The organism is Pseudomonas sp. NPDC089569 (genome assembly GCF_050280625.1).
Taxonomy (GTDB): Bacteria; Pseudomonadota; Gammaproteobacteria; order Pseudomonadales; family Pseudomonadaceae; genus Aquipseudomonas.
In genome coordinates, this window is the sequence record NZ_JBNNVQ010000145.1 from 1 (window position 1) to 11,388 (window position 11,388).

Below are 11,388 nucleotides of genomic sequence, written 5' to 3' on the forward strand. Positions count from 1 at the left end.
TTTAACGGTGAAAAGCAAACTCAAGCTCCACGGGTTCAATAACCTGACAAAGACCTTGAGCTTCAACATCTATGACATCTGCTACGCGGAAACCCCGCAAGACCAACAGGCCTACGTCGAGTACATCAACAAAGAGTACAACGCCAAGCGCCTGACGCAGATCCTCACTGAAGTTGTCGATATCATTGGTGCCAATATCCTGAACATCGCCAGTCAGGACTACGAGCCACAGGGCGCCAGCGTCACGATTCTGATCTCTGAAGAGCCGGTGACCCCGACCGAAAGCCAGATCGAAGAATCTCCGGGTCCGTTGCCCGAAATCATCCTGGCCCACCTCGACAAGAGCCACATCACGGTGCACACCTACCCGGAGATCCATCCGGTCGATGGTATTGCCACCTTCCGTGTGGATATCGATGTGTCGACGTGCGGGGTCATTTCACCGCTTAAAGCGCTCAACTTCCTGATTCACCAGTTCGATTCCGACATCGTGACCGTGGATTACCGTGTGCGCGGCTTCACCCGTGACGTCGAAGGCAAAAAGCACTTCATCGATCACGAAATCAACTCGATCCAGAACTACCTCTCCGAAGACACTCGCGACGCGTACCAGATGACCGACGTGAACGTGTATCAGGAAAACCTGTTCCACACCAAAATGCTGCTGAAAAACTTCGAGCTGGATAACTACCTGTTCGGCGACGCCACCAGCAACCTGTCGCCTGAGCAGCGGGCCCAGGTGACCGAGCGGGTGAAACACGAAATGCTCGAAATCTTCTACGCGCGCAACATGGCGTAAGATTCTCGGACAATAAAAAGGCGACTCCCTGACGGCAGTCGCCTTTTTTATTGTCGTCACGAATCTCATGTGGGAGCGAGCCTGCTCGCGATAGCGTCTTTGAGACAGTCTTCGCGGGCAAGCCTCGCTCCTACGATCAGATCCGATACGTACTCTTGGTCATCACCTTGGCCATCAGACTCATCCCGAACTTCACCGGCGCCGGAAAGCGGAAGCCGCCGGCATCCAGCGCACTTTCGGCATGCTGTTCTTCATCGATACGCATCTGCTCGAGAATTGCCCGGGATTTTTCATCCTCGGCCGGCAGTTGCTCCAGGTGTTCGTTCAGGTGTTTGCACACCTGGTCTTCCGTTGCTGCCACGAATCCCAGGCTGACTTTGTCGCTGATCAGGCCGGCAACCGCGCCAATTCCGAACGACATGCCGTAGAACAGCGGGTTGAGGATGCTGGTGTGGCTACCCAATTGATGGATGCGTTGTTCGCACCAGGCCAGATGATCGATTTCTTCTTCGGCGGCATGTTCCATGGCGGCACGCACTTGCGGCAATTTGGCGGTCAGGGCCTGCCCTTGATACAACGCCTGGGCGCAGACTTCACCGGTATGGTTGATGCGCATCAGGCCGGCAACGTGTCGCGTTTCTTCGTCGCTCATCTTTGTATCCGGCTGCACGATGGCGGGTGATGGCCGGAACGGCTGGCCGCTGAAGGGCAGTAAGGTGCGCATCGCGGCATCGGCTTGCAGCAGAAGGCGGTCAATGGGCGAGTAGTGACGTTGGGTTGTCATGCTGACCTCCGGAGGAATCTCGGCGGCCAGTTTAACTCAATCGGCCGGGGAAGGTTTGCGCCGGGTCACGTCTGGCGGGAACTCCGCCAAACCGGTGCTGGCGCAAACGCTGCCAAATCTGTAGGAGCACGGCTTGCCGGCGAAAGCGTCATCAATATCGCCATTGCCGGCAAGCCGTGCTCCTGCAATCGCAAGTCATGAATCAGCCCGGCGGCCAATGCATCTGGCGCTGACCCAGTACATGCATATGGATGTGATAGACGGTCTGTCCACCTTCTTCATTGCAGTTCATGACAACGCGGAAGCCTTTTTCACAGCCCAGTTCCAGAGCCAGGCGCTGCGCAGTGAACAGAATATGTCCGGCCAGTGCCTTGTCGTCCTCGGTGAGGTCATTGAGCGTGCGCACCGGCTTCTTCGGGATCACCAGAAAGTGTACCGGTGCCTGTGGGGCGATATCGTGGAAGGCCAGTACCTGGTCGTCCTCGTAAATGATCTTCGCCGGGATTTCCCGGTTGATGATCTTGGTGAACAGAGTATCCACAGCTGTTTCTCCGTTGTTTGAGCTGGCATGAGTGTACTCACGGGCTCTGCCTGAGCCCAGTCTTTTGCCTGCCCAGGTTTCAGCGAGGGCAATAAGCCTTGTTGACCATGCCGGTGATTGTGCGAACCAGCCAACGCGAACCGAACCGGGGGAGGGTGGCAAACCAGCGGTTGAGTCGTCCCGGAATGATGATTGCGCGATTCTTCTCCAGGGCCCGTACGGTATAGAGCGCGACTTCTTCCGGGCTCATGGGCAATTTGCTTTCGGCCAGCTTGTCCGCATTCAACTGCGCGGTGCGGAAAAAAGCCGTATGGGTCGGACCTGGGCAGAGCACCGAAACCTTGACCGCGCATTTTTTCAGCTCGACACGCAAGCCTTCGGAAAAGTGCAACACATAGGCCTTGCTTGCGTAGTAGGTACTCATCCACGGGCCAGGATGAAAGGCTGCGACCGACGCGACGTTCAGAATCTGCCCGCCACCTTGCAATGCCATGCTGTTGCCAATGGCATGACACAGGCGGGTGAGCGCCAGGATATTCACTTCGATCAGGTCCTGCTCGGTCATCCAGTCCTGAGCCAGGAACGGTCCGCACGTACCGATACCGGCGCAGTTGACCAACAGGTCGATCTGCCGGTCGCCTTCTTCCAGTTCCAGCAGGAACCCGGACAAGCGCAACGGTTCACCCAGGTCGCAAGCGCGGAACAACACCTCAACGCCAAATCGCTGAGTCAGTTCAATGGCAATACTTTCCAGCTGATCACGTTGTCGGGCCACCAGAATCAGGCTGCGGCCACGCCGGGCCAACGCTTCGGCCAAGGCCAGGCCGATGCCGCTGGAGGCACCAGTGATCAGAGCGTAACGGGTCATGCAGTTCTCCATCGCAACAGCTCCGTGCCGCGACGCTGGTGTCACGGGCCGGGAGCGCTGTTCATTCTCGCGCAGAGTCTACAGGGGGCCGGGCTTCTTCGGCTGCATCGTTGGCGGAATTTGCTGGCGACAGGGTTTCGACGTCGATTTCTTCGATAGTCTCCGAGCTGCTCTGGAAGCTGTCTTCCAGAGTGCTTTCGTATTCGTCCTGAATGGTGGAGAGGCCTCCCGCCAACGTGCCGACAATCAGCAGTGCGATCACAACTACCCACAAAGACGACAGTACCTTGACTGCTGTGCTGTTGGGGGGTGGTGGTGCGCCGTAGCGGTTGGCAGTGCTGTTGCCCGGCAACGCCAGTAACAGCAGCGGAAAGACACTGCCGATGAACGGCACCAGGTACAGGAGCCAGAGCCAGCCTGACCAACCGATATCGTGCAGACGTTGCACACTGATCATGATGCTGGCGATGAGGACGGCCAGGCAGAGAAAGAACGCCAGAATGCCGCCGATGATCAGGCCGGCGGTCGAATCGGCGCTGACCAGGGCCAGGCCGATCAGCGCGAATATCGCGACGACAGCTATCGTCACCAGGCTCAATACCATCGACCAGGCGAGAAAACGCAGGCGTCCAATACGTCCTTCGATGCCGAAGGGTTTGAGCGCGGCGTATTCGGGCATGTGTTCGCCCAGGCTGGAATGCGGTGTTGCGTATGGAGATTCGGGGGGCGGCGGTGGGGCCGTTTGGGGGTGTGGGTGTGTTTCGGCAAGGTTCAGCTCAATCGAGGGTTCGGCCTCGATTCGGGCATCGATGCCTGTGTTCTTCAGAGCCTGCAAGTACGTTTGCGCGTCGGTTTGTGACAGTTCACCCTTGAGTGTGACGGGCTGTCCGTTGAACAGGCGCTCCACGGCGCTGACTTCACTCTTGTAGAGCGCGGCAAGATTGAGCTTGGCAGTGGTCAGGTCGACACCGGGCAACAGTGCGCCGTCGAACACGATCCTGAAACGTTTTTCGCTCATTACCGAGGCGTCCTTGTCGCGATTGTCGGGATTTGCAGTGTAGGGCCAGCCCTGGAAGGCTGGCCTGTTCCCTTCAGCGTGGCCAACGGTGTTGCAGTTGGCCGGCCTGTTCCTGCGCCTTGCGATACTCGGTGTCCAGGCGTTTTACCAGTTGATCGACACTTGGTAAGTCATCGATTTCACCCACGCCCTGGCCTGCGGACCACACGGTTTTCCAGGCTTTGGCTTCGTCGCTCAAAGGCTTGAGTTTGGAGCCGAAATTGACATCGCCCTTGTTTTGCAGCGCATTCATGTCGAACCCGGCAGCTTCCAGGCTTTGGCGCATGAAGCTCGCCGGTACGCCTGACACAGCTGGAGTATGGATGATGTCTGCGGCTCTGGACGACAGCAGCATCTCTTTATAGGCGTCGGGTGCATGGCTCTCGGTAGTACCGATGAAGCGTGTACCGAAGTAAGCCAGGTCCGCCCCCAGTAATTGGGCAGCGAGAATCTCATGCCCATGGTTCAGGCAGCCGGCCAGCAGCAGGGTCTTGTTGAAGAACTGGCGAATCTCCGCGATGAGCGAAAACGGGCTCCAGGTTCCGGCATGGCCACCGGCGCCAGCGGCAACGGCGATCAAACCGTCCACGCCGGCCTCGGCGGCTTTCTCTGCATGGCGACGGGTTGTCACATCGTGGAATACCAGGCCACCGTAGCCATGGACCGCGTCAACCAGTTCCTTCACTGCGCCGAGGCTGGTGATCACGATCGGCACCTTGTGTTCGATGCAGATATCCAGATCAGCCTGCAGTCGCGGATTGCTGTTGTGGACGATCAGGTTCACGGCGTAGGGAGCAGGGCTATCCATTGTCGCAAGGCCGGCTTCGATTTCTTCAAGCCAGGCCTTGAATCCGCTGCTCTCGCGTTGGTTCAGTGCCGGGAAACTACCCACGACACCATTGCGGCAGCAGGCGAGTACCAGTTGCGGATTGGAAATCAGGAACATCGGCGCGGCCACCACGGGCAGACGCAAGCGTTGTTCGAGCAGAGCGGGCAGCGACATTGGAAGTACCCCGGTCAATGATATCTGTTGGGTTTAGAACGGCCGAACGACGACCAGAATTACAATAGCCAGCAATATCAGAACCGGCACTTCATTGAACCAGCGATAAAAGACATGGCTACGGGTGTTTTCGCCACGGGCAAAACGCTTTACCTGAGCGCCGCACATATGGTGGTAGCCGATCAGCAATACCACGAGAGTCAGCTTGGCGTGGATCCAGCCACCCAAGCTGAAGATGCCCGGATTGAGGTAAATCATCCAGCCGCCAAAGATCAGCGTGGCAATCATTGCCGGCCCCATGATCCCGCGATACAGCTTGCGCTCCATGATGCTGAAGCGTTCCTTGCTGACAGCGTCCTCGCTTTGAGCGTGATAAACGAACAGGCGCGGCAGATAAAACAGGCCGGCGAACCAGCACACGACGCTGATGATGTGAAAAGCTTTGAGCCACAGATAAAGCATTTTAGTTATTCCCAGGTTCACGGTAGCCCGGATAGTAGAGGCTTGAGCCTCCGGTCGTCACCTTGCCGGTTGTCGCAGGCGCGCGCGGCCCCTATTATCGTCGGCTTTCCAGTGGGTTCGTTGAGGGCAGGTTTATGGTCAAGGTCGGTATCGTCGGCGGCACGGGTTACACCGGTGTCGAACTGCTGCGTCTGTTGGCACAGCATCCGCAAGCTGAAGTGGTAGTCATCACTTCCCGATCCGAGGCCGGCCTGGCCGTTGCCGACATGTATCCCAACCTGCGAGGCCATTACGACGGCCTGGCGTTCAGCGTTCCGGACATCAAGACGCTCGGTGCTTGTGACGTGGTGTTCTTTGCCACGCCCCACGGCGTTGCACATGCCCTGGCAGGTGAGTTGCTGGCGGCCGGTACTAAAGTCATCGACCTTTCCGCGGACTTCCGCCTGCAGGATGCCGATGAGTGGGCCAAGTGGTACGGCCAGCCGCACGGTGCACCGCAATTGCTGGAGGAGGCGGTCTATGGTTTGCCAGAAGTCAATCGCGAGCAAATCAAGCAGGCACGGCTGATTGCAGTACCGGGTTGCTACCCGACCGCTACGCAGCTGGGTTTCCTGCCATTGCTCGAAGCAGGCCTGGCCGATGCATCGCGCCTGATCGCTGACTGCAAGTCCGGCGTCAGTGGCGCTGGTCGTGGCGCTGCCGTGGGTTCTCTGTATTCCGAGACGTCGGAAAGCCTGAAGGCCTATGCCGTCAAAGGGCACCGCCACTTGCCGGAAATCCGCCAGGGGCTGCGTCGTGCCGCAGGCAAGGACGTTGGCCTGACGTTCGTGCCACACCTGACACCGATGATCCGCGGTATTCATTCGACGCTCTACGCAACTGTCGTGGATCGCTCGGTCGATCTGCAGGCGTTGTTCGAAAAGCGCTATGCCAACGAGCCGTTTGTAGACGTCATGCCGGCCGGCAGCCATCCGGAAACCCGTAGCGTGCGCGGTGCCAACGTGTGCCGTATTGCGGTGCATCGTCCACAGGACGGTGATCTGGTTGTGGTGCTGTCTGTCATTGATAACCTGGTCAAGGGCGCATCGGGCCAGGCGGTACAGAACATGAACATTCTGTTCGGGCTTGATGAGCGTCTGGGCCTTTCTCACGCAGGCATGTTGCCCTAAGGCTTTACTGTGCAATGCAAAAAGGCCCGTTGAACGGGCCTTTTTGCATTCGGGGCTGGCAGTCGGGCAGGTTGATATACCATAACAATAGTTGACCGATTTTCTAGGACAAGCGGATAATGCGCGTCATCACGCAATATGACGGCAAAGCGCCGGGAGATATCAGTATGAGCGTCGAATCCTTCACCCCCACGGCTTTGCAATTTACCCAAGGTGCCGCGCACAAGGTGAAGAGTCTGGTCGATGAAGAGGGCAATGATCGGCTGAAGCTGCGCGTATTCGTTACGGGCGGCGGTTGTTCAGGTTTTCAGTACGGCTTCACCTTCGATGAGGAAGTGGCCGATGACGACACTATCGTTGAGCGCGAAGGCGTGAGCCTGGTGGTTGATCCAATGAGCTTCCAGTACCTGGCAGGTGCCGAGGTGGATTACCAGGAAGGTCTGGAGGGTTCTCGTTTCGTTATCAAGAACCCTAATGCGACCACCACGTGCGGTTGCGGTTCTTCGTTCTCGATCTGATCAGTGTGCATGCACCACTAAACGCCGCAGAGCCGTAAGGCTGTGCGGCGTTTTGCTGTCTTGAGGTATCAGGCGGGGTAGATGGCGCCGAGAACGCGCAAGCCGCGGGCACCGGTGACGCTAGGTCTGTTGGCTGCGATGCCTTCGAGGCAGCAGTGGGCCAGCCAGGCAAAAGCCATGGCTTCGACCCAATCCGGATCAACGCCATAAGCGCTGGTGCTGCTGACTTTCGCTCTCGGTAGCAGGGTGGCCAGGCGGTTCATCAGTGTGGTGTTGTGCGCGCCGCCACCGCAGACCAGTAGCTCTCGGGTGTCCTGTTGGGCACTTTGCAGGGATTCGACGATGGTCAGTGCCGTCAGCTCGAGCAGTGTTGCCTGGACATCTTCGGCGCTGAATTCTGGCAGCTGTCCCAGGTGATGCAGCAGCCATGGCAGGTTGAATACTTCACGGCCGGTGCTCTTCGGGCCTTTGCCAGCGAAGAATGGGTCACTGAGTAGTGACTTGAGCAGAGTCGGCAAGGCTCTGCCGCTGGCGGCCCATTGACCGTCACGATCGTAGTTGTCGCCGCGTTGCCGGTGAATCCAGATGTCGAGCAGTACATTCCCCGGGCCGCAGTCGAAACCGGCTACCGGCTTGCCGGGCTCGATCAGGCTGAGATTACTGAAACCACCAATGTTCAGTACTGCGCGGTTGCCGGGCTGTTCTTCAAACAACGCCTCGTGGAAGGCGGGAACCAGTGGAGCACCCTGGCCTCCGGCGGCGACGTCGCGGCTACGAAAATCGCTGACCACCGTGATGCCGGTCAGTTCGGTCAGCAGTGCCGGGTTGCCTATCTGCACAGTGAAGCCGCGCGCCGGCTCGTGGCGGATGGTTTGCCCATGACTGCCAATGGCGCGGATGTCTTCAGGTGCGAGGTGCTGTTGGGCCAGGAGGGTATGGATGCCCTGGGCTGCCAGTTTTACCCATTGCTGCTGGGCAATGGCGGAACGGGCGATTTCGTCGGGGCCGCTGGCGCATAAGCCAAGCAGGTCGGCGCGCAACGTGTCGGGCATGGGCACGTAGTGCGTGGCGATCAATCTGATCGCCGGTGTCTGCTCGATCAGCGCGATGTCCAGTCCATCGAGGCTGGTCCCGGACATTACGCCTATGTAGAGCGCCATGGCTTAGCGTTTACTCGAAGCCAGCAGGGTGGCTTTTTCCTGATCCATGCGCGCCATCAACGGCTGGCTCTGCGCCAGGAAGCGCGCGCGCTCCGCCTTGGAGATCGGATCGGCCATTGCCACTTTCTGCCCCAGCGGGTCGACGTGCACGCCATTGACCTGGAATTCATAGTGCAGGTGCGGGCCGGTCGACAGGCCTGTGGTGCCGATGTAGCCAATCACCTGGCCCTGCTTGACGTTGCTGCCAGTTTGAATGCCTTTGGCGAAGCCCTGCATGTGGCCGTACAAGGTGCGGTAGGTATTGCCGTGCTGGATGATCACTGTGTTGCCGTAACCACCGCGGCGGCCCGCCAGCAATACTTTACCGTCACCGGCGGCCTTGATTGGCGTGCCTCGTGGAGCGGCGTAGTCGACGCCCTTGTGGGCGCGGATCTTGTTGAGGATCGGGTGCTTGCGGCCCATGGAGAACTTTGAGCTGATGCGGGCGAAATCGACCGGAGTGCGGATGAACGCCTTGCGCAAGCTGTTGCCGTCAGCGGTGTAGTAGCTGCTATTGCCTTGTTTGTTGGTGTACCGCACGGCGGTGTAGGTCTTGCCACGGTTGGTAAAGCGCGCGGAGAGAATCGGGCCATTGCCGACGGCTTTTCCATTGACCACTTTCTGCTCATAGATCACGTCGAACTCGTCACCCTGGCGAATGTCCTGGGCAAAGTCGACGTCATAGCCAAATACACTGGCCATGTCCATGGTCTGGCTGTGGGAAAGGCCGGCGCGAGCGGCAGACTGGGACAGCGAGCTGTTGATCACGCCGTGAACATAGGCGGAGCGCACTGTCGGCTTGGCGGTGATGCGGTTGAATGCGAAGCCTTTGTCATTCTTGGTCAGGGTGATGGTTTCCAGATCGCTGACCTTGCTGTGCAGGCTGGTCAATTGACCATTCGGATTGAGCTCGAATTCAAGTTTCTGTCCATGCTTGAGCTGGCTGAACTGCTTGGCCTGTTTATCACTGGCCAGCACTTCATGCACAGCGGTAGCCGGAAGGCCAACCTTTTCGAAGAGCGTCGAGAGGGTGTCGCCTTTGGCGACAGTCACTTCCCTGTGGGAGGCCGACTTCTTTTCTTCGACGGCCGGCGCAGGTGCGGATTGAGCGGTTTCCTGCTCGTCCTCCGCGCTGTTATCGATCTGCGCAAAAGGAGAGGCTGCCGGCTCATTTGTGGCCTGGATGGCTTGGGCGGCGTCTTGATCTTGTGTCAGTTGTTCAGCAGGACTTTCCAGTTCAAGACTCAAGGTCGTCTTTTTTGCTTCAACATCACTGGAAGGAAATACCAGAAGCGCCAGGCTCAGAAGGGCGGCGATGCCACTTGCCGCTATGAGGTGGGTTTTCGGGTAAAGCGGCGGCGCTTTAGACGATTCTTTGGTCATAAATGGTTTTGACTTTGAAAAAGATGAATTGGAAAAGATGAATGACATGATGAAGATGAAATAACTGTATAAAATATAACCAAATCATCCCTGAATCAAGTCTGCGGGTGTTAGCCTGTGGTTTGGTTTCCGCGCGCCGGGCAAACCTTGTATTTGACGCGCGATCTTGTATGGTTGGTCCCCTTTGAATCTGAGTCTTGCGGGTCTGTTATGAAGTCGGTTGAAGAGCAGCTAGCGCTGATTAAACGTGGTGCGGAAGAACTGTTGGTCGAGTCCGAGCTGGTCGAAAAGCTCAAGCGCGGTCAACCGCTGCGTATTAAGGCAGGCTTCGATCCGACTGCTCCGGATTTGCACCTGGGGCACACCGTGCTCATCAATAAGTTGCGTCAATTCCAGGAATTGGGGCATCAGGTGATCTTTCTGATCGGCGACTTCACCGGGATGATTGGTGATCCGAGCGGCAAGAGTGCGACGCGTCCTCCGCTGACTCGTGAGCAGGTTCTCGAGAATGCCGAGACTTACAAGACTCAAGTATTCAAGATTCTTGATCCGGCAAAGACCGAAGTGGCATTCAACTCCACCTGGATGGATCAGATGGGGCCGGCAGACTTCATTCGGCTGACTTCGCAGTACACCGTGGCTCGTATGCTTGAGCGCGATGATTTCGATAAGCGTTACACCACCAATCAGCCAATTGCCATTCACGAGTTCCTTTATCCGCTGGTACAGGGTTATGACTCGGTTGCCTTGCGCGCGGATGTCGAGCTGGGTGGTACCGACCAGAAGTTCAATCTGCTGATGGGGCGTGAGCTGCAGCGTGGTTATGGACAGGAAGCGCAATGCATTCTGACCATGCCGTTGCTCGAAGGTCTGGATGGCGTCAAGAAGATGTCCAAGTCCCTGGGTAACTATGTAGGTATCCAGGAAGCCCCTGGCGTGATGTACAGCAAGCTGGTTTCGATTCCGGATGCGCTGATGTGGCGCTACTTTGAATTGCTCAGCTTCCGCTCCATGGACGAAATCAATGCTTTCCGAGCCGATGTAGAGGCGGGCGCGAATCCGCGTGACATCAAGATCAAGCTGGCTGAAGAAATTGTTGCGCGTTTTCATGGTGAAGAGGCGGCGGCAAATGCTCATCGTGGTGCCGGTAACCGCATGAAAGATGGCGAGCTGCCGGATGACCTGCCTGAAATCGAATTGGTTGCGGCCGAAGACATGCCGATCGCTGCTGTTCTCAATAAGGCTGGCCTGGTGAAGAACTCGGCTGTGGCTCGCGATCTTCTTGGGGCGGGCGGTGTACGCGTGGATGGTGAGGTGGTTGATCGTTCCTTTATGTATGTGTTGGGTGCGACTCATGTCTGCCAGGCAGGCAAGAAGGCATTTGCGCGCATCACCCTGAAGTCCGAATAAATTTGAAATAAAGTGTTGACGGCGAATTTTATGAGCCTATAATTCGCCCCACTTCCGGCGCGGTCGAAACGGAAAACTCCTTGCAAAACAATGAGTTAATCGAGTTTTCGGCAGCAAGCGGCTTCAGGTCATCGAAGCTGAAAGGAAGTTGAAAAAGAGGTGTTGACAGCAGCGAGTAACGCTGTAGAATTCGCC

The 11,388-nt window shown here is 57.5% G+C and carries 12 protein-coding genes; 4 read left to right on the top strand and 8 right to left on the bottom strand.

What is annotated here, in order from left to right; translation table 11 throughout:
• Window positions 1-7: 7 nt before the first annotated feature.
• Entirely contained in the window at window positions 8-799 is a 792-nt protein-coding gene (gene speD / locus ACQKP2_RS30015; RefSeq protein ID WP_427581963.1) for an adenosylmethionine decarboxylase, read from the top strand.
• A 136-nt stretch (window positions 800-935) separates the two neighbouring features.
• Here speD and coq7 read toward each other — a convergent pair whose 3' ends face one another.
• The 6 genes from coq7 to hemJ form a co-directional block, all read right to left on the bottom strand.
• Window positions 936-1,583, bottom strand: coding sequence for a 2-polyprenyl-3-methyl-6-methoxy-1,4-benzoquinone monooxygenase (gene coq7 / locus ACQKP2_RS30020; RefSeq protein ID WP_427581955.1), 648 nt, complete (start codon window positions 1,581-1,583; stop codon window positions 936-938).
• 202 nt (window positions 1,584-1,785) lie between these two features.
• The gene (locus ACQKP2_RS30025) at window positions 1,786-2,124 is read right to left on the bottom strand and encodes a histidine triad nucleotide-binding protein (RefSeq protein WP_008027110.1); all 339 of its coding nucleotides are present in this window, start codon (window positions 2,122-2,124) and stop codon (window positions 1,786-1,788) included.
• Window positions 2,125-2,203: 79 nt separating this feature from the next.
• Entirely contained in the window at window positions 2,204-2,992 is a 789-nt protein-coding gene (locus ACQKP2_RS30030; protein WP_427581956.1) for an SDR family NAD(P)-dependent oxidoreductase, read from the bottom strand.
• 61 nt (window positions 2,993-3,053) lie between these two features.
• On the bottom strand, window positions 3,054-4,010 hold the full coding sequence (locus ACQKP2_RS30035) for a DUF805 domain-containing protein (RefSeq protein WP_427581957.1): 957 nt from the start codon (window positions 4,008-4,010) through the stop codon (window positions 3,054-3,056).
• A gap of 73 nt (window positions 4,011-4,083) precedes the next feature.
• Complete coding sequence (locus ACQKP2_RS30040) at window positions 4,084-5,052, bottom strand: NAD(P)H-dependent flavin oxidoreductase (protein ID WP_427581958.1); 969 nt, start codon at window positions 5,050-5,052, stop codon at window positions 4,084-4,086.
• Window positions 5,053-5,085: 33 nt separating this feature from the next.
• The gene (gene hemJ / locus ACQKP2_RS30045; RefSeq protein WP_427581959.1) at window positions 5,086-5,514 is read right to left on the bottom strand and encodes a protoporphyrinogen oxidase HemJ; all 429 of its coding nucleotides are present in this window, start codon (window positions 5,512-5,514) and stop codon (window positions 5,086-5,088) included.
• Between the two features lie 134 nt (window positions 5,515-5,648).
• On the opposite strand from hemJ, the gene argC reads away from it, so the two are divergent.
• Complete coding sequence (gene argC, locus ACQKP2_RS30050) at window positions 5,649-6,683, top strand: N-acetyl-gamma-glutamyl-phosphate reductase (RefSeq protein ID WP_427581960.1); 1,035 nt, start codon at window positions 5,649-5,651, stop codon at window positions 6,681-6,683.
• A 167-nt stretch (window positions 6,684-6,850) separates the two neighbouring features.
• Window positions 6,851-7,201, top strand: a complete 351-nt coding sequence (gene erpA, locus ACQKP2_RS30055; protein WP_047289553.1) for an iron-sulfur cluster insertion protein ErpA — start codon at window positions 6,851-6,853, stop codon at window positions 7,199-7,201.
• Between the two features lie 68 nt (window positions 7,202-7,269).
• Here the strand turns inward: erpA and ACQKP2_RS30060 are convergent, their stop codons facing one another.
• Complete coding sequence (locus ACQKP2_RS30060) at window positions 7,270-8,361, bottom strand: anhydro-N-acetylmuramic acid kinase (protein WP_427581961.1); 1,092 nt, start codon at window positions 8,359-8,361, stop codon at window positions 7,270-7,272.
• Between the two features lie 3 nt (window positions 8,362-8,364).
• The gene (locus tag ACQKP2_RS30065; protein ID WP_427581962.1) at window positions 8,365-9,783 is read right to left on the bottom strand and encodes a peptidoglycan DD-metalloendopeptidase family protein; all 1,419 of its coding nucleotides are present in this window, start codon (window positions 9,781-9,783) and stop codon (window positions 8,365-8,367) included.
• Window positions 9,784-9,993: 210 nt separating this feature from the next.
• Between ACQKP2_RS30065 and tyrS the strand changes: the two genes are divergently transcribed.
• Window positions 9,994-11,193, top strand: coding sequence for a tyrosine--tRNA ligase (gene tyrS / locus ACQKP2_RS30070; protein WP_427581964.1), 1,200 nt, complete (start codon window positions 9,994-9,996; stop codon window positions 11,191-11,193).
• The last annotated feature ends 195 nt before the right edge of the window (window positions 11,194-11,388 follow it).

Bases quoted from the DNA above. Each gene is read 5' to 3' on its own strand.
- ACQKP2_RS30060 (WP_427581961.1), bottom strand. From the start codon at position 8,361: ATGGCGCTCTACATAGGCGTAATGTCCGGGACCAGCCTCGATGGACTG.
- hemJ (WP_427581959.1), bottom strand. From the start codon at position 5,514: ATGCTTTATCTGTGGCTCAAAGCTTTTCACATCATCAGCGTCGTGTGC.
- erpA (WP_047289553.1), top strand. From the start codon at position 6,851: ATGAGCGTCGAATCCTTCACCCCCACGGCTTTGCAATTTACCCAAGGT.
- tyrS (WP_427581964.1), top strand. From the start codon at position 9,994: ATGAAGTCGGTTGAAGAGCAGCTAGCGCTGATTAAACGTGGTGCGGAA.
- ACQKP2_RS30065 (WP_427581962.1), bottom strand. From the start codon at position 9,783: ATGACCAAAGAATCGTCTAAAGCGCCGCCGCTTTACCCGAAAACCCAC.
- ACQKP2_RS30030 (WP_427581956.1), bottom strand. From the start codon at position 2,992: ATGACCCGTTACGCTCTGATCACTGGTGCCTCCAGCGGCATCGGCCTG.
- coq7 (WP_427581955.1), bottom strand. From the start codon at position 1,583: ATGACAACCCAACGTCACTACTCGCCCATTGACCGCCTTCTGCTGCAA.
- ACQKP2_RS30040 (WP_427581958.1), bottom strand. From the start codon at position 5,052: ATGTCGCTGCCCGCTCTGCTCGAACAACGCTTGCGTCTGCCCGTGGTG.
- argC (WP_427581960.1), top strand. From the start codon at position 5,649: ATGGTCAAGGTCGGTATCGTCGGCGGCACGGGTTACACCGGTGTCGAA.
- ACQKP2_RS30035 (WP_427581957.1), bottom strand. From the start codon at position 4,010: ATGAGCGAAAAACGTTTCAGGATCGTGTTCGACGGCGCACTGTTGCCC.